Genomic DNA, 20,962 nt, shown 5'->3' with positions numbered 1-20,962 from the left:
TTCTGCAAATTTCGCCGTGCTATCCAAAGGGAAAGGGGTGAAAATCAGAGGGTGGAAACCGCAGGTGTCTACCCTCTTGTGCCCCTGCCGGGTAGGCAAACCAATGTTAAATATGTGTAAAGCCTGCGTATTAACGCAATTTTTATTGACAGTACCATGTAAAAACAATATAATTAAAATGTATGCGAATTGTGAAGAAATAATGAAAATGATTATGTAACAAAACGGGAGGAAGCATATGGATTTTGATGTGCTGTCAATCGTGCAGATGATCGGCGGTCTTGCGCTGTTCATCTACGGTATGACGACAATGGGAAAAGGTTTGGAGCGCGCAGCAGGCTCTAAACTGGAGAAAACGCTTGAAAAAATGACGGGCAATGTCGTTACTGCTCTGCTGATGGGCATGGTCGTTACCATGGTCATTCAATCTTCGTCCGCAACGACCGTTATGGTTGTCGGCTTTGTAAACGCCGGTATCATGACGCTCAAGCAGTCGGTCGGCGTTATCCTCGGTGCCAACATCGGTACCACGATTACCGCGCAGATCCTGCGTCTGTCCGGCGGCGAGGGCAGCGGCAGCCTGTTCATGGATCTGCTCAAGCCGAAGAATCTGGCATATATCATCGTACTTGTCGGCGTAATCATTATGATGATTGCAAAAAAGCGCCGTACCCGCGATATCGCGGATATCTTCACCGGCTTCGGTATTCTGTTCATCGGCATGTCGGTCATGGAGGGCGCGGTTGCACCGCTGGCTGATCTGCCGCAGTTCGCGGATCTGTTCGCTGCTATCTCCAATCCGGTGCTCGGCGTGCTGGTCGGCGCGGGCGTTACCGCGATCATCCAGTCGTCCTCCGCGTCGGTTGGTATTCTGCAGGCGCTGTCTACCACGGGTGCGATCACCTATTCGGCTGCTATCCCGATCATCCTCGGTCAGAACATCGGTACCTGTATCACCGCATTCCTGTCCTCGGTGGGCGGCTCCAAGAATGCCCGCCGTACCGCGATGGTACACTTCTACTTCAACCTGATCGGCTCCATCCTGTTCCTGATCGGCATTTATGCGATTCAGTACACGGTTGGTTTCTCTTTCTGGGATAACGCAATCGACAAGGGCGGTATCGCAAACTTCCATACGCTGTTCAATCTTACCTGTACGGTGCTGTTCCTGCCGTTCACCGGTCTGCTGGTCAAGCTGGCAACGGCGAGCGTGCCCGCAGAGGAGACGCAGGAGGATCCGCTGGCAAAGCTGGAGCCTCGCTTCCTGACCACGCCATCTCTGGCACTCGATCAGGCACAGCGCTGCATTGCTGACATGGGCGACACTGCCAAGCAGAATTTCCATCTGGCAACCGACCCGCTGTTCGGCGGCGCGGCTGCAAACGAGGAGATCTTCCACGAGCACGAGGCCTTCCTCGACCGTGCAGAGGTTGAGATTGGCCGTTACCTGACCACCATCCACAACATCCGTTCGGTCGATCAGCGCCGCCAGATGGCCGAGATGATGCACTCGCTGTCCGATTTTGAGAAGATCGGTGACTATGCGCAGAACATCTTCGAGCGTGCCGACGAGTTCCGTGAGGCCGGTCTGTCCTTCTCGCCGAGTGCGATGCAGGAGCTGCGCACCATGTGCGAAGCGGTTGCCGAGGTGCTCGACATGACCGTTGACGGCTATGACAATCAGGCTGTTTCGACCGCCCGTATGGTCGAGCCGCTGGAAGAAGTTGTGGATACGATGAAGGAGCGTCTCAAGAGCCGCCACATCGAGCGTCTGGGCCGGAACGAGTGCACCATGCAGACCGGTATCCACTTCCTGGATATTGTGCATGACCTTGAGAAGATCAGCGACCACTGCTCGAATATCGCCATTTATACCATCCAGCTGGCCGAGGGCGCAGCCGAGTTTGATACGCACGCCTACGTCAAGCAGGCGTATAAGGAGACCCCGCAGTTCGCGGAGAAGCTCAAATTCTATCAGAATAAGTACCTCACCAAGATTGATGAAGTCGAGGCGATGGAGTAATCAAAAAGAGATTGGCTTGTGCCAATCTCTTTTTGATTGAGAATGGAAAATGATTGCGGCGGTCATTCGAGGCTGACATACTGCTGGGGATCTACCTTTTCATCATTCACCTGCACCTCAAAATGCAGATGCGGGCCGGTGGAGTTGCCGGTATTGCCGGAAAGCGCGATTTTATCGCCCTTGCTGACCACATCGCCGACCGACACGAGCAGCTGTGAATTATGCCCGTACAGCGTCTTGAAGCCGTTCCGGTGGTCGAGGATGATATAGCTTCCGTAGCCGTTGCCGGAGTCCTCTGCAACGATGACCTTGCCGTTATCCGCGGCATAGACCGGCGTGCCTTCGTCCACGGCGAGGTCCACGCCGCCGTGCAGGCGGCCCCAGCGGTACTTGAACGCCGAGGTGAACGTGTAGCTGGTCAGCGGCACGGCAAATTCTCCGGTGCCGATGCCGACATTGCGCGTGCCGACCTCGACAATTTCGTCGGTGGCCTGCCGGAGCACGGTGCGCGCAAGGATGGTGCGCGTGCGCTCCTCGCCGTCCACGGTTTCAATCTCGGCGGTGACCTGCGCTGTGCCTGCGCAGCCCTGCTGGACGGTCTCGCGGTAGGTCTGGTCCTGATTTTTGTTCTCCTGCGTCACGGTGTCGAACGGAATCTGCTCGGTGTAGGTGACGGCGCGGGTCGCGGTCACGTCAAGGTATTGCGACAGGGTATCATACAGCGCGGAATCGGTCTCTGCAAGCGCGGCTGGCGCAACGGCCTTGTCCACGCGGACGGTCTGCAGGAAGTGTACGTTTTCGTCTGCCGCTGTCGTGTACGCGGCCTTGATCTGGTCGAGCGCGGCCTGCGCGCCGTCCGTATCGGCGGCAATGGCGGTCTGTTTGCCGTCCACCGAAATAATGGCAAGCGTGTCCAACTCGCCGCTGGCAGTAATGAGATTGCGCTCGAGTTCCTCCTGCGTCAGCAGCGGAGCAGCTGTCCGCACCGGTTTGGCCTGCAGGCGCAGCGGCAGGTAATAGTCCGTGCCGGAAACGGCAGATGCGCTGGATTCAACCGCGTTTACTGCGTTCAGCAGCGTTGCGCTGTCCTCGATAACACCGAGCGGTTGACCGTCCGCAAGCAGCAGCGTGCCCGGCCGGGTCAGCAGCAGAGCGGGCAGCAGGAACAGCAGTCCGAATACGCTCAGCGCACAGACCGAACGGCGGCGGCCTGCCTGCCGCAGAACACCGGCGAACCGGCTCCAGACCGGCAGGTCGTATACGCGGCAGATCGTGCGGTCGAGCAGCAGGATGAGCCGCAGAAGCAGGTAGAGCAGGCGTGAAATCACGCCCAAAACAAAAGATAACAGGTTTCGCATGATAGTAGTATGGCGGAATGATGTGCGCCATATTCACTCCTTTCAATGGTTACAGTTTGGTAACAGCACCAAGAATACCCATTTCAGGGAGCGAAGTCATACGAAACCTGTCGCTAAGTTATCAAATTTTTATTTTTTGATGGGTGTGCCCGTAAAATCCGTGGGGAAAAAGCGCGGATCGAGCGGCTTCTGCTGATAATAGCGGTCGAGAGCGGCACGCTGCAGCGAGACCGCCAGCGGCACGGCGGCATCAAACAGATCGTAGAACGAATCCGTTCGCTCGCCGGTGCGGGATGTCCACGGACGGTGCTCCTGATTGGTGCAGTCCGCCGAGAGCGGCTCTGTCGGACGGATAAGCGAGGACGCAAAACCGGATTTGCCGATCAGGTGCTCGAACCGCTGCAGACGGGTGAGCGCAGAGGTACCCTGATGCGCGAGATGGTGCATGCGGCGCATATCGTTCATCGAGTGGTAGACGGCGGCAGGCGTGATGTGCACGCCATACGTCTCCCGCAGGGCCTGCGCCAGAATTTTCGCCGCGAGAGGGGACTCGGGCGCATCCGGCTCCAGCTGACGGTACGCCTCGTACTCGGCGGGCGTGTCCGAGACAAAATCCGCGATCATCACACCGTCGATGTCGCTCTCGACTAAATGACGGCGTGCCTCGGCAGAGTAGCCCGGCATGAACTGCGACAGCCTGTCCGCCTGTGCGGAAACAAACGAATAGGTTACGCGGCTGAGTGCATAGTGCGTGCAGAATCCAAATACATACGCGAGTGCAGCCGTGTTGTGCGACGCAACGGCGGCTTTGCACAGTGACTCGAACAGCGGCGCGGGCGGCTCGGTGCAGACGCGGTTCGCCAGTCTGCGCAGCGCGGACGGGAACGGCGCGTGATAGAGCGCCAGCGGGTCCGGTCCCTGCGAGCCCCATCGGTAGGCTGCCGGGTAGGAGGACGCGATATGGGCGACCGAATCACTGGTTACGCGCTGCACGGTAGCCGCAAAAATATGGTAAGTGACATAAGAAGGCATGGCTTTTCACCTCTTGCAGACAAATTGGTATCTTTAGTATAGCGCAAAACATTGCAAAATTCCAGCGAAAGCGGTATACTATTTTTATGCAGAAAACGGGGAGCAGAAAATCCCCTTATAAAGTTGGAGGAATTACATTATGAAACTCGGCATCGTCGGACTGCCAAACGTCGGCAAGTCTACCTTGTTCAACGCAATTACGCAGGCGGGCGCGGAAAGCGCAAACTATCCGTTCTGCACCATCGACCCGAACGTCGGCATGGTCGCTGTACCGGATGAGCGTCTGCAGCCGCTGACCGATCTCTATCACGCAAAGAAGACCACGCCTGCGGTGGTCGAGTTCGTGGACATCGCCGGTCTGGTGCGTGGCGCAAGCAAGGGCGAGGGTCTGGGCAACAAGTTCCTGTCCCACATCCGCGAGGTTGACGCCATCGTTCACGTTGTCCGCTGCTTCGACAACGAGAACATCGTGCATGTTGAAGGCTCGGTCGATCCGGCCCGTGACATCGAGACTATCAACCTCGAGCTGATCCTTGCGGACATCGAGCACCTCGAGCGCCGTCTCGACCGCACCCGCAAGGCTGCAAAGGCAGACAAGAAGCTGCTCCGCGACGTGGAGATCCTCGAGAGCCTGAAGGCGCATCTGGAGGAGGGCAAGACCGCCCGCACCTTCGAGGGCTTTGGCGAGGACGAGGACATTGAACGCGTCATCGGTGAGAGCGACCTGCTGTCCGCGAAGAAGGTCATCTACGCAGCAAACATGGACGAGGAAGGCTTTACCGGCAACGATACCGAGAACGAGCGCCTCAAGGCGGTACAGGCCATTGCAGACGCAGAAGGCGCGATGGTTCTGCCGATCTGCGCAAAGCTGGAGGAGGATATCGCCGGCATGGACGCAGAGGAGAAGGAGATGTTCCTGTCCGAACTCGGCCTGCACGAGTCCGGTCTGGACCGTCTGATCAAGGTCTGCTACGACCTGCTCGGCCTGATGAGCTACCTTACCGCCGGTGAGCAGGAGGTTCGCGCGTGGACCATCGAGAAGGGCACAAAGGCGCCGCAGGCTGCCGGCAAGATTCACACCGACTTCGAGCGCGGCTTCATTCGCGCTGAGGTTATCAACTATAAGGACCTCATCGAGCTTGGCTCGCTGGCTGCTGCCCGCGAAAAGGGTCTGGTTCGCTCCGAGGGCAAGGAGTATGTGATGCAGGACGGCGATGTTGTTCTGTTCCGTTTCAATGTTTAATTGCTGAATTTTATGCAGACCACAGTCGTTTTGACTGTGGTTTTGCTTTGTAAAAGGAGAAATTTCGCTCCCTGCAAGATAGCGTTTATCAGCAGCTTTATTCGCAGGTGACAGACGCAACAACGTATAAACGAGTTGCGCGGCACTGTTATCCCCAGGGGACCTTCTCTTGCCCTTCGGGCAATTCGCCTTGTGTTGCGCCCGCGCGGTGTCAGCGCAAATTCCGTCCGCTTCGCAAGTGACCAATCCCAATTTGGCGACCACACCATAATAATCCCTTGTTTTTTGTGCAGCTTTGCTGTATAATGGAGTTGTGTTTTATAATACGGAACGAAGGGAAGCGTTTTCATGGCGGAGCAATCGACCGTTCAATCGCTCGACCGCGCATTCGATTTGCTGGAAACTCTGTGCCGCAGCCGCAACGGCATGAGCATCGGCGGCCTGTCTGCGGAAACCGGCCTGCACAAAAGCACGGTTCACCGTCTGCTGACCAGCATGTGTGCGCGCGGCTATGTGCAGCGCGACGCGGAAACCAGCGTCTACCGCGCCGGTATGCGCCTGTGCGAGATGAGCAGCTATATTGTGGATAATCTGGATATTGTTGAGAGAGCACGCGCGTCGCTTGAACGGCTCGAGCAGTGCACGGATGAGACCGTTCACCTTGTCATGCGCGACGACAAGGACATTGTGTACATCCATAAAGTGGATAACGGCTCGTCTGCCATCCGCATGTTCTCGCGCATCGGCATGCGCCTGCCGCTGTACTGTACGGGCGTTGGAAAGGCAATTCTTGCCACATGGGACACCGCAGAGGTGCGCGATGTGTGGCAGCACAGCGATGTGCATGCGTGGACCGAGCACACCATCGTCGATGAGGACGCGTTTTTCCGTGAGATCGACAAGGTGCGTCAGCTTGGTTACGCGCTCGACAATGAGGAGAACGAGCTTGGCGTGCGCTGCATTGCGGCCGCCATTCCGGACTACCGCGGACGCGCGTCCTACGCGATTTCGCTGTCTGCGCCGGTCAGCCGCATGACCGACCAGCGCGTGGCAGAGCTGCGTGCGCCGCTCATGGCTGCGCGGGACGAAATCGCGCGCGCGCTCGGCGGCGGCCGCTTTTGAGGAGGGCAGAGCATGAACACACTTTCGGTTGTGCATGATGTGCTCCGGCGGCAGGTTCGGGAAGGCGATTTTTGTATTGATGCGACCGCGGGCAAGGGCAGAGACACAGCACTGCTGTGCCGTCTGACAGGCGAAATCGGCCGTGTGCTGGCCTTTGATGTGCAGGAGGATGCCGTCCGGCAGACCCGCGAGCTGCTGGCGAAAGAGCACCTCAGCGCCGAGGTTTACCTCGACAGCCACGCTAACATGGCGCACTACGCCGAACCGGAGACGGTGGACTGCATCGTGTTCAATTTCGGCCGTCTGCCCGGCGGAGACCCGACAAAATTCACCACCGCAGAGACTTCACTGCCTGCTGTTGATGCGGGACTGAAACTGCTCAAAAAAGGCGGATTGATCGCGCTTGCGCTCTATTATGGCAAGGAAAACGGCTATGAGGAGCGCGATGCGCTTCTGGCTCACTTGCGGGAACTCGACGACCGAACCTATACCGTGCTCGGCTGTGAGTGGATGAACCGAAAAAATGATCCGCCGCTGCCGATTTTCATCTGGAAGGAGTAACGAATTATGCCTTGGTGCCCGAAATGCGGCGCGGAATACGTCGAGAATGTTCGTAAATGCAAGGATTGCGGCGTGGGGCTGCTCGACCATAAGCCGACACCGGACGAAATGCTTCCTCCGGACCCGAAGCCGACCGGCTGGCGGCGGTTTGTCACAAGAGAACGATTCCTGCGCGTGCTGAAAACGCTGATCGCCATTTTGCTGGCGCTGGCGGCTGCGCTGTCGCTGCAAGGATTACTGTAAACGTGTTGTAGATGAAAAAAGGAGAATGGAACGAATCCATTCTCCTTTTGTGCTGTCTGGGTTATTTTTGCTTGCGCAGGGCGCGGTGCATGATTTTGCCGGTCGCGGTGTGCGGCAGGGAATCAACGATGTTGTAGATGCGCGGCCACTTGTACGAGGACAGCATGGGACTGTTCGTGCAGTACTCCTTCAGCTCCTCAACGGTGAGGGAGGGGTCGCTCGGCACAACATATGCCGCAACAACTTCGCCGCGCAGCTTGTCCGGCGCACCGATAACGGCGCTCTCTGCGACCTTGGGATGGTCGTTCAGCACGGCCTCGATCTGCGGCGGATAGATGTTCTCGCCTGCGGAAACGATCATATCGTCCTTGCGGCCGCGCACGGTGACGAACTCGTTCTCGTCCCATGTGCCGACATCGCCGGTGTACAGAAAGCCCTTGTAGAACTTCTGTTCGGTCATTTCCGGGTTATTATAGTAACAAAATGCGCTCTTTGCCGGAGAGGAGATGATAATCTCGCCCTCGGCCACGTTGTCGTGCGGGACCAGGTCATCCGGCTCGGAATGGGAGCCGTCCTCGCGCAGCTTTACGATGCGGACCTCGTCGTCCGTACACGAGCGGCCGGCCGAGCCTGCGTTATCCGGCAGGTCGAACGGGCGCAGAAATGTGTTCCAGAAGGATTCCGTCGTGCCGTAGCCGTTGAAAATGTTCGGCGTGAGCAGCTTTATATACTTCTCACATGCGCTCTTTTCAAACGGCGCGCCCATGGTGACAATGCCGCGCAGCGCGGACAGGTCGTGCGGGGTGCGCTCCTGCGTGCGGGCCAGCATGGCAATGATGGTCGGCACACCGATCAGGAACGAGATGTTGTACTTCTCGGCATAGTTCAGGCAGCGCTTCGGTGCAAAATCGCGCAGAATGACAACTTCGCCACCCGCATAGAGGGTCGGGCACGGGCCGCCGGAGTGGATGCCGCCGCGGTGGAACCACGGGGTCATGTTCATCGTGCGGTCGGTCGGACCGAGAGGGAAGTGCATCATAACGTCATGCGCGGAAAGCACCTCGTTGATATTGTTGATCGGCACACCCTTCGGACGGTTGGTTGTGCCGGAGGTGTACAGACGGGTGGTCTCGTCATAGATGTGCGGGTCGAAGTCGATCGGCGGGTCGTTCTCCGGCTGATCGGCAACGTAATCCGCATAGCGCACCTGACCGGCAGGTACGGCATCGTCCGCGCCGACAACGATCTTGATGGCAGGCTTGCTCTCGCACAGGTCGAGCGCACCGCCGGACAGCTCGCCGAACTCGGCGTCATAGATGAAAGCCTTGGGCGTGCTGTCATCAATGACGAGTGCAATCTCGCCTGCGCCCTGCCGGTAGTTGACCGGACACGCGATCGCACCAATCTTGTGCGCCGCCAGATAACAGAAAACAAACTCCGGCGAGTTGAGCAAGGTGAACATGACAACGTCGTTCTTGCCGACGCCGTCCGCGCGCAGCGCATGCGCCAGACGGTTGGCTTCGGCGTTCAGTTCGCGGTAGGTCCAGCGGCGGCCGGAACGCGGGTCAAAGAGTGCCGGTCGGCTGCCGAAACGCGAAACATTGCGCAGAAAACCGTTCAGATAGGTGAAACGGGTTTCAAATGTGTCGCGGAACATGGAAATATCATAGGTGTATTCGTGACTCAAGGGATCACCTCTTAATAATTTGTATGGGGTATTAGCAATTCATAATTACCTCAGGGGATGGTTGTATATAGAGTTAAAAACCATTTAACGAATATTATAATACCACATAATCACGAAATTGCAAGAAGAAAAATCTTACAGGGACACAGGCTGCGTGCCGGTGTCCCTGTTACTTTTATTTGCAATAGGATAAAGATTCGCAATTTTAAGGATGCATAATCACTAACTGCGTATTCTTGATAGGAATTATTTCTCGTATTTGGCAACAATCAGGCTGGAATTCTGTCCGCCGAAGCCGAGCGAATTGCTCATTGCAGCGTTGATTTCCGCCTTGCGCGCGGTATTCGGCACATAATCCAGATCGCATTCCGGATCGGGCTTTGCCAGGTGCAGGGTGGGCGGCAGAACGCCTTCCTCGATGGCTTTGATGCAGGCGATGGCTTCGGTCAGGCCGCCGGCGCCCATGAGGTGGCCGGTCGCGGACTTGGTGGAGCTCATCGGCGGTGCGCTTTCGCGGCCGCCGAACACGGCCTTGACTGCCAGCGTTTCGGCCTTGTCGCCGAGCGGCGTGGATGTGCCATGCGCGTTGATATAGCCAATGTCGGACGGCTGCATGCCGGCCTTCTTGAGCGCCAGCTCATGCAGCGGGAAGCGCCTTCGCCGTCCGGGCAGGGCGCGGTAACGTGGTGTGCATCCGAGGTATTCGCGTAACCGGCGAGTACGGCGTGGATTTTTGCGCCGCGGGCGAGTGCATGCTCCTCGGTCTCAATCAGGAGAGCGCCGCCGCCTTCACCGATAACGAAGCCGTCGCGGTCAATGTCGAACGGGCGGCACGCCTGCTCGGGGTCGTCGTTTCGGCGGGAAAGCGCCTTGGCCTGCGACAGACCGGAAACCACGATCGGGCACAGAATGCTCTCGCCGCCGACTGCCAGAACCGCGTCTGCCTCGCCGGAGCGGAGCAGCATCGCTGCGGTCATGATGGCGTCGCCGCCTGCCGAGCATGCCGTGTTGAGCGTCAGACTCGGGCCGTGAATGCCGTGTGCAATCGAGATCTGGGCAGCAGCGATGTTGCCGATGGTCATCGGCACAAAGCGAGGGCCGACGCGCTTGCCTGCGTCGAACGCAGCTTGCGTCTGTGCAACGGTGGTAACGCCGTCCATTGCAGTGCCCATGACGATGCCGATACGGTCGCTTTCGCTCTCGATGGACAGCTCACTGTCCTTGAGAGCCTCCTCGGCCGCAACAAAGGCAAACTGCATGAACGGGTCCATCGTGCGGGCCAGCGTTTTCGGCATGTAGGCAGCGGGATCGAAGTCCTTCAGCTCTGCCGCGATCTGCACGGGCAGCTCGGATGCATCAAAGCGGGTAATTTTTCCTACACCGCATTGTCCCTCCACGAGTGCGGACCAGTATGCGTCCACACCAATACCGATCGGCGTAACAGCGCCCATACCGGTGATGACCAATTTCTGTTCTTTCATGCTTGTTCCCCTACTTACTGAAATTTATGCGAAGGCCTGTCCGATAGTGATCAGGCAAATATATAATATGCGCTACTTAATAGCATTATAGCAGAAATGCACGGAAAAGAAAAGTCACTTTACACGGTAAAGTGTTCAAATTTGTTTTGCACAGTGCCCCGGATTGATGCAGTATTTGCACAAAAAAGGAGACGGTCAGGGACCATCTCCTTGCAAATGCGTTATTTCTCTTTGGGCCGGATGTCGATGGACGGGTTGTAGGCGTAGTAATTCTTGGCATCCAGATTATCTTGCACAACGCGCAGCGCATCTCCGAACCGCTGGAAATGCACGACTTCTCGTTCCCGCAGGAATTTGAGCGGCTCGCGAACATCCGGGTCGTCGATCAGGCGGAGAAGGTTGTCGTAAGTTGTTCTGGCCTTTTGCTCTGGTACGATGGGATAAGAACAACTTTTGAGGGGAATTTGTACAAGCCTTTTCATGCTGCGGTGTGACAAGAACAACAAAATTACCGTAAAATGACAAAAATAAAGCAGGACAAGCTGTTTCCTAAAATACAAACCATATTACGTCAAAAACTGGTAAAGCGAAAGCCGTTCTCAAAGAAGGACGGCTTTTTCATTACCCGAAAAAGGAGAAGATCATGCTTACTCAATATAAAATCTATTGTTTGTTTGCCAGACCGCCGCCGTTCAGCGTACAGATAGTATGACAATTCATGTAATAGCAGGAGGGATACTCATGTACTACAACATCTGTCCGCACTGCGGGGCACACTTAGACCCGGACGAGCACTGCGACTGCCTTGCCCGTGTACGCGGCAAGAAAATCCGCACCGGCAACTGCCGTATCCACGGCATGATGGGCCGCACGAGGTATGCGCGTGACCGCACTTAAACTCGGCAGTCTGTTCGATGGAATCGGCGTATTTCCATTGGCGGCGGTACACTGCGGCATTGAACCCGTATGGGCGAGTGAGATCGAAGCACGCCCGATCTCCATCACCAAACGGCATTTCCCGGATATGCTGCACCTGGGTGACATTACAAAGATCAGCGGCGCAGAGATACCGCCGGTCGATGTGATTACGTTCGGCTCGCCCTGTCAGGACTTGTCGCAGATTGGCACGAGAAATGGTTTTGCGGGCAAGAAATCCAGCCTGTTTTATCAGGCCATGCGAATTATCGAGGAGATGAGATATGCAACCAATGGTCGGTATCCAGCTTTCTGTATTTGGGAAAACGTTGCGGGAGCGTTTTCTTCAAATGACAGGCTGGATTTTGCAGCCATGCTCAGTGCGTTCACAGGTGCCGAGGTTTCAGTGCCTCCTCGTGGATGGGCGCACGCCGGAATGGTGCGAGGGGGACGCGCTGATACCGCTTGGCGACTGCTGGACGCCCAGTATTGGGGAGAACCCGCCCTCGCACAGCGGCGCAAGCGCGTGTTCGTCGTGGCGGATTTTGCAGGCCAGCGTGCCGGAGAAGTATTATTTAAGCCCCGGACTGTGCTCCCGTTTTCTACGATTAGCGGTCCGGGCGGGTTGTCCGCCACCCAAAGAGGTGGAGTGCCTGCTGCTCAAACAGGGCGGCAGGTACCCATCGTCAGACCGTTTTCCCTCCGGCGTATGCGAACTATGGCACAGGTCGGAGATCAGAAAGGGTTCTGTGCCAGCTTCGGACGAGGAGGAGAACCGTTCCCAACTCTGCTTGCGAGTGTAACGGCGCCGTTTTCGTTTTGGTACGAGAGTGAGGAACGGGACGGATTCCTGCGCGTGCTGACACCGCTGGAATGTGAGCGGTTGATGGGTCTGCCTGAAAACTGGACAAAGTACGGCTGCAAGAATGAAGAAATCAGCGATCATGCCCGTTATCGCGCACTTGGCAACTCGATTGCCCTGCCGTGCGCAGAATATGTGATGGCGGGTATCGCGGAAGTAATGAATTAGAATTTGGAGGTCTTTTTATGGAATTGAAATTTGTGATTCCGAACATGGCGAAGTCGCTCGGCAATCTGGAATTTGGCGGTCCGGCCGAGGTAAAGCGCGGCGACACCCGTCGCAACGGCACCCAGACCAAGGTGCTGTACCGCCGCTACAAGCTGTTCAGCGATGTGCAGCGTGCGGATGATATTGAGGTCGTGATCGACGGCGCAGCAGGTCAGAAGCAGTTCGCGTATATGGAGCCGGTCAAGCTCAAGAACCCGTCCGTGACGGCTGAGGGCTACGTTATCAACGGCCGCGCGTTCGTGGACTACATTCTACACGCGGAAGATATGGAAAAGGCGTAAACGAGAAAGGACGGTACGATTTATGAGATTCAGCAATGGTTTTTTTGGTGAAAATGAAGCAACGCTCGGCACGCTGCGTTTTTCGGCAATGCGCCGCGAGGTGTTCGAGGAGAACGCAGACGGCACGCCGTCCGAGGTGGTCAAGGAGCGCACCTACGATCTGAAAAGCGACAAGCAGGGCCGTATGATTCAGGTCAGTGTTCCGGCGAGCGTTCCGGTGCGCGATTTTGCGTACAACGCGGAAGTGAAACTGGTCAATCCGATGTTCGGTGCAATCGCCCATGTGACGTTCGGCAACAGCGCCGAGGTGGACTGGTACATCAAGGCGGACGATCTGGTGCTCAAAACGCCCGCACAGAACAGCCAGCCGCACAAGGATGTTCCGGCGGATAAGAAATCGTAATGCACAGGCTGTGGAGAAAGCGCGGCAGGCGGATTCGTCCGAACGATAAAGATTTGGTGTTCCGAACGGTGTTTTTCCTGCTGTTCGCGGTGTTTGCCGTGGCATTTGTACTGCTGAATATCCGCACAGACTGGCGCAGTCCGTCCGTGGCTTACCTGCTGTTCAGCGCGGCCATGGGTGTAAAAGTGTGTACCGTGACGGCGTGGCTGCTGTACCGCCGGTTTCCGGACAAGCTGAATGAAATGCGCCATCGGCAAAAGCTGGCGCGCATGGTACTGGAAAACCAGTGGTATGAGCAGAGCGACACCAAACAGTCGGAGGGATTTTTTAAGGACCTGCCTGCAAGTTCAAAACCGAAGATTGCCCGTTTTCTGCGAATGTATTACCGCATGGAAAACGGGCTTTTGCATATCACGGCGGAGATTACGCTCGGAAAGTTTCAAGAACCGCTGCTGCACTTGGAAAACAAGCTGGAAAGCGGTTTGTATTGTGAGCTTGTCAGCAGGGAACTGCTGGACGGATTTGTGGAGTACACGCTGCTGTATGACATGATCGCAAACCGTATCCCCATCTCTGAGGTGTGCGTGGAGCACGGCAAAATGCGGCTTATGCAGAACACCTATTGGGAGTTTGACAGTCTGCCGCATATGCTGATCGCGGGCGGTACAGGCGGCGGCAAAACGTACTTTATCCTGACGTTGATTCGGGCATTGTTAGAAACTAATGCGGTTTTGTACATTCTTGACCCGAAAAACGCAGATTTAGCGGACTTATCCAGTGTCCTGCCGAACGTATGCAGCCGCAAAGAGGAGATCGTGCAGTGTATCACCGAGTTCTGCACGGCTATGCACGAACGCAGTGCGGATATGAAGCGCATGGAAAATTACAAAACCGGCGAAAACTATGCATATCTCGGACTTTCACCGCATTTTCTCGTGTTTGACGAGTACGTTGCGTTTATGGAAATGCTGACCAGCAGGGAGCGCGAAGATGTGCTCAACAAGCTGCGGCAGATTGTCATGCTGGGACGGCAGGCGGGATTCTTCCTGATTCTCGCCTGTCAGCGCCCGGATGCTAAATATCTCGGTGACGGTATCCGCGACCAGTTTAATTTCCGTGTCGCGCTTGGTAGAATGTCCGAACTTGGATACAGTATGATGTTTGGAGAAACGAAAAAGGAGTTCTTTTTCAAGAATATCAAGGGAAGAGGTTATGCCGATACCGGAAAGGGGGTGATTACGGAGTTTTATACTCCGATCGTGCCGAAAGGGTACGACTTTTTGCAGGAGATTGGGAGGTGTGCAAAATAATTATGTAGCAACAATGTAGCTACATAATTGACGCATAGAATACGATGTGTTATACTAAATTTGAAAAGGAGGTCTGCAAGATGGATAATGTTATTTCTTCTGCAAAAACAGATATGTTCCGTATTCGCATGAATCCTGAAATTCGTGAAGAATTGGAGCAGATTTATGCAAAAACGGGGTTGACACTCACGGACGCAATCAATGTGTTTTTTCAGCAGTCATTAAATGCAGGCGGTTTCCCCTTTGCAGTGACAGGAGATAATGCGGAAATTGTTAAGGCAAAGGCTCTGGCACGGTTGGTGAAAGAACTGAAAAAGGGCGATGATTGCACCGAAAGCTATTCTGCCGAGCAGGCCCGGGCTATGTTGGGTATTGCTGAATGAGAATTAAATTTAAGAAAACTGCTGTTGAAGATATGCGGGCAACGGAACGATATATTAGGGAGCAGCTTAACAATCCGTCAGCAGCAGCAAAATTAACTCGTCGGGTGTATGACGCGATTATGCTGTTAGAGGATAATCCGTTTATGGGCACAGAATTGTGCAGTCGCTATGCGGTAGATACGGACATTCGGTTTTTAGTAGTAGCAAAGCAGATTGTGTTCTATCGTGTTGTGGGCAACGAATATGTAGAAGTTACCCGTGTACTTGATGGGCGTCAGGATTATATGGCGCTGCTTTTTTGAAATTAAATATGTACACGCAAAACGCGCAGAGAAAAGAACTCTGCGCGTTTTTCTATGCCCTCGCGCCGTCTGTGCGGCGGCGTGCAGCGCGAAAGCCGACGGCACGGAACGGTGCGTTGGGCGCGGCGCAGCCGCGCCCGAACGTCGGAACCCCCTTTCTCTAACAGGGGGGTACAAATCGGACAAGATAGGCGAACTACGCAAAACTTTGAACAAAATCAATCAGAAACGGAGGTAAAATTGCAAAACAGGACTTGGATAACGGACTTTCGGGCAAAACGGATGCAAATTGGCGTATCCGAACAGGAACTGGCTCTGGAAGCCGGACTGACACCGGAATATTACCGCCGGTTGGAGCAGGAAAACCAATCCGTGCCGCAAAAGGTACGCAGGCGGCTGAAAGACGCGCTCATTCGGCTGCACCCTGAGCCGCTGACACTGCTGTTCGACTATGTGCGTATCCGCTTTCCAACAATGGATGTGAAGCACATCATTGAAGATGTACTTCGGCTGAAAATGAAATATCTGGTGCAGGAGCCGCGTGGAATGTACGGCTACACGAGCACTTACCGGATTGGTGACGTGATGGTGCTGACCTCGCCGTTGGAAGAAATGGGCGTGTTGCTTGAACTGCGCGGCAAAGGCTGTCGGCAGTTTGAAGCGTATCTGGACGGACAAAAGCGGACTTGGTACGAATTTTTCCGTAAGTGTATGAAAGAAAAGGCGGTGTTCAAACGGGTAGACCTCGCGGTGAATGACTTGGTGGGTATGCTGGATATTCCGCTGCTTATCAGCAAATGCCGCAAGGAGGAATGCGTTTCGGTGTTCCGCAGTTTTCGGGCGTTTCGCTCGGGCGGGCTGGTCAGTCGGCAGGAGCAGGACAGCGCCCACATGGGCGCAACGCTGTACATCGGCTCGATGCAGTCCGATTTGTACTTTTGCCTTTACGAGAAAGCGTATGAGCAGCTTGTGAAAAACGGTACGCCGCTCGAACAGGCGGACATTCAGAACCGCTTTGAAATCCGGCTGAAAAATGAGCGGGCGGACAACGCCGTGTATGATCTTGTGTCGAACGAGAATCCGGAACAGACAGCGTTCGGCATTATCAACCGCTATGTGCGTTTTGTGGATAAGGAGAGCGGAAAACCGCGTGAGGAATGGCCGCTGAACCCGATGTGGGAAACCTTTATCGGCAAGCACCGCAATACGCTCAAACTGACAACTGCACCCGAGCCGTACACGCTGGAACGGACGCTGAACTGGTTTTCGCATCAGGTGGCACCGACGGCGAAAATGCTCATGCTGATTGATGAAAAGTGTGGAACGTCCCATGTCAAGGATATTCTGGACAACACAGAACTGCGGGACAAGCACCGTAAAATCATTCAGCAGAAGATGAGAACGGTTAATGAAATGATTCAGATGGAGGATAACTAATGAATTTTGGCGTAAATCTGTATAACTGGCTGCTGTCGAACGCCCAGCCGCTGGTGCTGGTTGCTATCGTGGTGATCGGCCTGTATCTCGGCTTCAAGCGTGAGTTTACGAAGCTGATTGGTTTTCTCGTGGTGGCCATGCTGTCGGTTGGTCTGGTGTTCAACGCGGCAGGCGTTAAAGATGTTCTGCTGAATCTGTTCAATCAGATTCTTGGTGCGTAAGGCTGGCTGAAAAGTCAGCCTTTTCTTATGAGATGGAGGTGAAAACATGGAAGAAATGCGCGTTTATATTGCCAATCTCGGCAAATACAACGAAGGCGAACTTGTCGGCGCGTGGTTTGAACCGCCTATCGACATGGACGAAGTGAGAGAGCGTATCGGGCTGAACGACCAGTATGAGGAGTACGCCATCCACGATTTTGAACTGCCGTTCGAGATCGGCGAGTATACGCCTATCGAGGAGGTCAACCGCCTGTGCGAAATGGTGGAGGACCTGCCGGACTACATTCGGGATAACATGGGTTCGCTGCTCAGTTATTACAGCGGTGTCGAGGACTTCTGCGAACACGCGGACGATATTATCCTGTGGAGCGGTTGTGATACAACGGCCGATGTGGCAGAGCAGATGTTGGACGAGGGCCTGATTTCGGATGAAACACTGCGCCGGTATTTCGACAGCGTGCAGTACGGACGCGATCTCTCGATGGAGGGCGACTTTGTGGAAACCAAAGACGGCGTGTTTGAACTGGTGAGGTGAAAATGATATTAGAAATGCGAGTTTACATCGAAAAGCGGCATAAGAGCCGCGAAATTGAGCTGGTCGGTGCGTGGTTTACGCCGCCCATCGACTATGACGAGCTGGAAGAACGTATTGGCGTGACCGACCAGGAGCCGGACTACGTTATCCGTGATTACGAGCTGCCGTTCGAGATTGATGAAGATATGATGATCGAAGAACTGAACTGTCTGTGTCAGCTTGTAGAATATCTGCCGGAATCCGTGCAGAACAATACGGGTGCACTGCTCAAAGAGTATGGCAGTGTGGAAAATGTGTATAAGCACTTTGCCAAAAATCAGAATCCCGTTCTATAAAAGGAGGGCCGCTGCGAGAATGGTGAGGGGGTGAAGCACGGCTGTGTGTAACTGCCGACAAGGAGTTATACATCAACCGTGTAGGGGGAGAGGAAAGACGCCTGCGGCAGGAACTCGTTCCTCTCCCCCTATACCCTTTATATAATGTAGAAAAGTGAAAAGGAGCTGCAATTTGAAAAAACTAAGAAGTTACAGCAGTGTATGGAAAGTAGAACAGGTAATATACTCGTTCGGTGACGCAAAACTGCCGACACCTGTCACCGTGACCCAGCTGCTCTGGCTGGCGGTAAGCGGTGTGCTGGTGTTCATGTTCCGTAAAGTGCCGCCGCTGGTGCTTATTCATAACCCGCTGATTTTGTGCGGTATTCCGTTCGGTGTGACGTGGTTTATGAGCAAAAAGACCTTTGACGGCAAGAAACCGTACAGTTTCGTGTGCTCGGTAATCGCCTATGCGCTGCGTCCGAAAGTCACCTTTGCCGGAAAGTCTGTCCGGCTGAAAAAGCACCGCGAGAACGCGGATATTACCGTAGTGAGGAGTGAGATTATCCGTGCCGTATCCGATTAAATATATTGAAAATAACCTTGTTTGGAACATTGAGGGCGAGTGTTTTGCATATTACGAACTGATTCCGTTCAACTACTCGTTCCTCTCGCTGGAACAGAAAGACGCGGTGCATGACGCTTTCCGGCAGCTTATCGCGCAGAACCGTGATGGCAAGATTCACGCTTTGCAGATTAGCACAGAAAGCAGTATCCGCGCCGCACAGGAGCGTTCCAAGAAAAGCGTGACCGGACGACTGAAAGAGATCGCTTGCGCCGAGATTGACGAGCAGACGGAAAATCTGATTGCTTCTCTCGGTGATACACAGGTCGATTACCGCTTTTTCCTCGGCTTTAAGCTGGTTGTGACGGATAAGGAGTTGTCCGTGAAAGATGTGGGAAAACAGGTCAAGAATGTGCTGTTCGATGCGGCAAACGCTATCAGCAGTTCTTTCATGGGTGATTTCGTGAGTATGCCAAACGACGAAATCCGCCGTTATTCCCGCATGGAAAAGTTGATGGAAAATAAGCTGTCGCGTCGTTTTAAGGTGCGTCGGCTAAATAAGAATGACTTCGGCTATCTGCTGGAGCATATCTACGGCAGGACCGGCACGGCCTATGAAGATTTTGCGTTTACGCTGCCACTTAAAAAACGCAAGCGTGATACACTGGTTAAAAAGTATGATCTTATCAAGCCTGCCCGTTGTCTGATTGAGGAAAAACAGCGGTATTTACACATGAAGTCCGAGAATTCGGAAAGCTACGTTGCGTACTTTACGATTTCGGATGTGGTCGGTGAACTGGATTTCCCATCCAGTGAGATTTTCTACTATCAGGAACAGCAGTTTGACTTTGCGATTGATACCTCAATGAATGTAGAGATTATCACGAATAAAGCTGCATTACATACGGTTCGCAACAAGAAAAAAGAGCTGAAAGACCTCGATAATCATGCGTGGGAAAATAACTCGGAAACCACCAATCAGGTGGCAGAAGCGCTGGACAGCGTAGATGAACTCGAAAGTGTTCTTGACCAGAGCAAAGAATCCATGTACAAGCTGTCCTATGTTGTGCGCGTTACCGCGCCGGACGTGGAAGAACTCAAACGCCGCTGTAACCAAGTGCGCGATTTCTACGATGACGCAAGTATCAAGCTGGTTCGGCCGATCGGTGATATGATGGGACTGCACAGCGAATTTATTCCGGCAAGTAAGCGGTACATGAATGACTATATGCAGTATGTCACCAGTGATTTTCTCGCCGGTTTGGGATTCGGCGCAACGCAAATGCTCGGTGAGCGTGACGGTATCTATCTCGGCTACAATGTCGATACCGACCAGAATGTCTATGTTCAGCCTGCCAAAGCGGCACAAGGCGTTAAAGGCTCTGTCACCAATGCGCTGTCCGGTGCATTTCTCGGCTCTCTGGGCGGCGGTAAATCGCTGTCGTTCAACCTGCTTACTTACTACGCTGTTCTGAACGGCGCACAGGCTCTTATCCTTGACCCGAAATCCGAGCGCGGCCGTTGGAAAGAGAGGTTGCCGGAGATTGCAGACGAGATCAATATTGTAAATCTGACCTCGGACGAGGAAAACAAGGGGATGCTTGACCCATATATCATCATGCGGAAAACTAAGGATGCAGAAAGCCTTGCGCTTGATGTGCTGACTTTCCTTACGGGCATTTCCTCGCGTGACGGCAAGCTGTTTCCTGTCCTGCGACGGGCGGTGCGTGCGGTCACAAACAGCGAAACGCGCGGTCTGCTCCGCGTCATTGATGCGCTGCGGGACGATGGCTCGGAAACCGCGCTTGCGATTGCCGAGCATATCGAATCGTTCACGGACTATGACTTTGCTCACCTGCTGTTCTCAAATGGCAAGGTGCAGCAGACGATCAGCCTTGAAAAGCAGCTGAATATCATTCAAGTTGCCGATCTGGTTCTGCCGGATAAGGATACCGCGCCTGCGGACTACACCACCATTGAAATGCTGTCTATCTCCATGCTGATCGTCATTTCCACCTTTGCGCTGGACTTTATCCATTCGGACAGAAGTATCTTCAAGATGGTCGGTCTTGATGAAGCATGGGCGTTCCTCAATGTGGCACAGGGCAAAACGCTGGCAAACAAGCTGGTTCGCGCCGGTCGTTCGATGAACGCTGCCGTTTACTTTGTCACCCAGAACGCCGGTGATGTGGCAGACGAGAATATCAAGAACAATATCGGCATGAAGTTTGCGTTCCGCTCTACGGATATTAACGAGATCAAGAAAACGCTTGAATTTTTTGGCCTGGATTCCGAGGACGAAAACAATCAGAAGCGGCTTCGCAATCTGGAAAACGGTCAGTGCCTTTTCCAAGACCTTTACGGTCGCATCGGCGTTATCAAGTTCCATGTCATGTTCGATTATCTGTTCCATGCGTTCGATACGCGCCCGCCGGTTACAGGGAACGAGGTGTAAC

At 54.4% G+C, this 20,962-nt stretch carries 25 protein-coding genes; 19 read left to right on the top strand and 6 right to left on the bottom strand.

The features are described from left to right. On the top strand, positions 1-220 hold a 220-nt coding region (locus DXB00_RS16770; RefSeq protein ID WP_207665890.1), incomplete at its 5' end, for a hypothetical protein. A gap of 18 nt (positions 221-238) precedes the next feature. Further along, on the top strand, positions 239-2,023 hold the full coding sequence (locus DXB00_RS02610; RefSeq protein WP_118729736.1) for a Na/Pi cotransporter family protein: 1,785 nt from the start codon (positions 239-241) through the stop codon (positions 2,021-2,023). Positions 2,024-2,085: 62 nt separating this feature from the next. Here the strand turns inward: DXB00_RS02610 and DXB00_RS02605 are convergent, their stop codons facing one another. Continuing rightward, positions 2,086-3,381, bottom strand: coding sequence for a M23 family metallopeptidase (locus DXB00_RS02605; RefSeq protein ID WP_118729735.1), 1,296 nt, complete (start codon positions 3,379-3,381; stop codon positions 2,086-2,088). 129 nt (positions 3,382-3,510) lie between these two features. Further along, positions 3,511-4,413 (bottom strand): hypothetical protein, encoded by a 903-nt coding sequence (locus DXB00_RS02600; protein WP_118729734.1) that lies wholly within the window; start codon positions 4,411-4,413, stop codon positions 3,511-3,513. Positions 4,414-4,552: 139 nt separating this feature from the next. Between DXB00_RS02600 and ychF the strand changes: the two genes are divergently transcribed. The 4 genes from ychF (at position 4,553) to DXB00_RS02580 (ending at position 7,582) form a co-directional block, all read left to right on the top strand. After that, positions 4,553-5,656 carry a redox-regulated ATPase YchF gene (gene ychF, locus DXB00_RS02595; RefSeq protein WP_118729733.1) on the top strand — a complete coding sequence of 368 codons (1,104 nt, stop codon included), beginning with the start codon at positions 4,553-4,555 and terminating at the stop codon, positions 5,654-5,656. A gap of 348 nt (positions 5,657-6,004) precedes the next feature. Beyond that, on the top strand, positions 6,005-6,778 hold the full coding sequence (locus tag DXB00_RS02590) for an IclR family transcriptional regulator (RefSeq protein WP_118478628.1): 774 nt from the start codon (positions 6,005-6,007) through the stop codon (positions 6,776-6,778). 12 nt (positions 6,779-6,790) lie between these two features. Beyond that, positions 6,791-7,339 (top strand): tRNA (mnm(5)s(2)U34)-methyltransferase, encoded by a 549-nt coding sequence (locus DXB00_RS02585; RefSeq protein ID WP_118729732.1) that lies wholly within the window; start codon positions 6,791-6,793, stop codon positions 7,337-7,339. Between the two features lie 6 nt (positions 7,340-7,345). After that, entirely contained in the window at positions 7,346-7,582 is a 237-nt protein-coding gene (locus DXB00_RS02580; protein ID WP_118285072.1) for a hypothetical protein, read from the top strand. Positions 7,583-7,643: 61 nt separating this feature from the next. Here DXB00_RS02580 and DXB00_RS02575 read toward each other — a convergent pair whose 3' ends face one another. The 4 genes from DXB00_RS02575 to DXB00_RS02565 all read right to left on the bottom strand — a co-directional run bounded on the left by DXB00_RS02575 (position 7,644) and on the right by DXB00_RS02565 (position 11,232). Next, positions 7,644-9,269, bottom strand: coding sequence for a class I adenylate-forming enzyme family protein (locus DXB00_RS02575; protein ID WP_199697244.1), 1,626 nt, complete (start codon positions 9,267-9,269; stop codon positions 7,644-7,646). A gap of 246 nt (positions 9,270-9,515) precedes the next feature. Then, positions 9,516-9,860 carry a hypothetical protein gene (locus DXB00_RS17890; RefSeq protein ID WP_330427909.1) on the bottom strand — a complete coding sequence of 115 codons (345 nt, stop codon included), beginning with the start codon at positions 9,858-9,860 and terminating at the stop codon, positions 9,516-9,518. After that, positions 9,764-10,750 (bottom strand): beta-ketoacyl-[acyl-carrier-protein] synthase family protein, encoded by a 987-nt coding sequence (locus DXB00_RS02570; RefSeq protein WP_330427908.1) that lies wholly within the window; start codon positions 10,748-10,750, stop codon positions 9,764-9,766. The genes DXB00_RS17890 and DXB00_RS02570 overlap by 97 nt, the downstream gene beginning before the upstream one ends. Positions 10,751-10,971: 221 nt before the next feature. Continuing rightward, complete coding sequence (locus DXB00_RS02565; RefSeq protein WP_367399550.1) at positions 10,972-11,232, bottom strand: manganese catalase family protein; 261 nt, start codon at positions 11,230-11,232, stop codon at positions 10,972-10,974. A gap of 259 nt (positions 11,233-11,491) precedes the next feature. Here DXB00_RS02565 and DXB00_RS16250 point away from each other — a divergent pair, with 259 nt between their 5' ends. From DXB00_RS16250 to DXB00_RS02505, 13 genes are all read left to right on the top strand, one after another. After that, a complete protein-coding gene (locus DXB00_RS16250) occupies positions 11,492-11,647 on the top strand; it encodes a hypothetical protein (protein WP_158574629.1) in 156 nt (51 codons plus the stop codon). Beyond that, positions 11,634-12,695, top strand: a complete 1,062-nt coding sequence (locus DXB00_RS02560; RefSeq protein ID WP_118360194.1) for a DNA cytosine methyltransferase — start codon at positions 11,634-11,636, stop codon at positions 12,693-12,695. The genes DXB00_RS16250 and DXB00_RS02560 overlap by 14 nt, the downstream gene beginning before the upstream one ends. A 17-nt stretch (positions 12,696-12,712) precedes the next feature. Next, the gene (locus DXB00_RS02555) at positions 12,713-13,036 is read left to right on the top strand and encodes a YdcP family protein (protein WP_116704820.1); all 324 of its coding nucleotides are present in this window, start codon (positions 12,713-12,715) and stop codon (positions 13,034-13,036) included. A 22-nt stretch (positions 13,037-13,058) separates the two neighbouring features. Then, the gene (locus DXB00_RS02550; protein WP_117751331.1) at positions 13,059-13,439 is read left to right on the top strand and encodes a YdcP family protein; all 381 of its coding nucleotides are present in this window, start codon (positions 13,059-13,061) and stop codon (positions 13,437-13,439) included. After that, a complete protein-coding gene (locus DXB00_RS02545; protein WP_118360193.1) occupies positions 13,439-14,749 on the top strand; it encodes an FtsK/SpoIIIE domain-containing protein in 1,311 nt (436 codons plus the stop codon). Before DXB00_RS02550 ends, DXB00_RS02545 begins: the two co-directional genes overlap by 1 nt. A gap of 80 nt (positions 14,750-14,829) precedes the next feature. Then, positions 14,830-15,132, top strand: a complete 303-nt coding sequence (locus DXB00_RS02540) for a type II toxin-antitoxin system RelB/DinJ family antitoxin (RefSeq protein WP_110437267.1) — start codon at positions 14,830-14,832, stop codon at positions 15,130-15,132. Beyond that, positions 15,129-15,434 carry a type II toxin-antitoxin system RelE/ParE family toxin gene (locus tag DXB00_RS02535; RefSeq protein ID WP_110437266.1) on the top strand — a complete coding sequence of 102 codons (306 nt, stop codon included), beginning with the start codon at positions 15,129-15,131 and terminating at the stop codon, positions 15,432-15,434. The genes DXB00_RS02540 and DXB00_RS02535 overlap by 4 nt, the downstream gene beginning before the upstream one ends. A 282-nt stretch (positions 15,435-15,716) precedes the next feature. Continuing rightward, positions 15,717-16,871 carry a replication initiation factor domain-containing protein gene (locus tag DXB00_RS02530; RefSeq protein WP_243038521.1) on the top strand — a complete coding sequence of 385 codons (1,155 nt, stop codon included), beginning with the start codon at positions 15,717-15,719 and terminating at the stop codon, positions 16,869-16,871. Next, positions 16,871-17,092 carry a hypothetical protein gene (locus DXB00_RS02525; protein ID WP_110437264.1) on the top strand — a complete coding sequence of 74 codons (222 nt, stop codon included), beginning with the start codon at positions 16,871-16,873 and terminating at the stop codon, positions 17,090-17,092. The genes DXB00_RS02530 and DXB00_RS02525 overlap by 1 nt, the downstream gene beginning before the upstream one ends. A gap of 46 nt (positions 17,093-17,138) precedes the next feature. Then, entirely contained in the window at positions 17,139-17,627 is a 489-nt protein-coding gene (locus DXB00_RS02520; protein ID WP_199677292.1) for an antirestriction protein ArdA, read from the top strand. A 2-nt stretch (positions 17,628-17,629) separates the two neighbouring features. Then, positions 17,630-17,962 carry an antirestriction protein ArdA gene (locus DXB00_RS02515; RefSeq protein WP_243022699.1) on the top strand — a complete coding sequence of 111 codons (333 nt, stop codon included), beginning with the start codon at positions 17,630-17,632 and terminating at the stop codon, positions 17,960-17,962. A gap of 172 nt (positions 17,963-18,134) precedes the next feature. Beyond that, a complete protein-coding gene (locus tag DXB00_RS02510; protein WP_118360191.1) occupies positions 18,135-18,527 on the top strand; it encodes a conjugal transfer protein in 393 nt (130 codons plus the stop codon). Next, positions 18,511-20,961, top strand: a complete 2,451-nt coding sequence (locus tag DXB00_RS02505; RefSeq protein WP_118360190.1) for an ATP-binding protein — start codon at positions 18,511-18,513, stop codon at positions 20,959-20,961. The genes DXB00_RS02510 and DXB00_RS02505 overlap by 17 nt, the downstream gene beginning before the upstream one ends. Position 20,962: the final 1 nt, after the last annotated feature.

This window comes from Butyricicoccus sp. OF10-2 (assembly GCF_003481925.1).
Classification (GTDB): Bacteria; Bacillota; Clostridia; order Oscillospirales; family Butyricicoccaceae; genus Agathobaculum; species Agathobaculum butyriciproducens.
The sequence above is the reverse complement of the archived record's forward strand: the minus strand, read 5'-3'. Positions and strand labels throughout refer to the sequence as shown.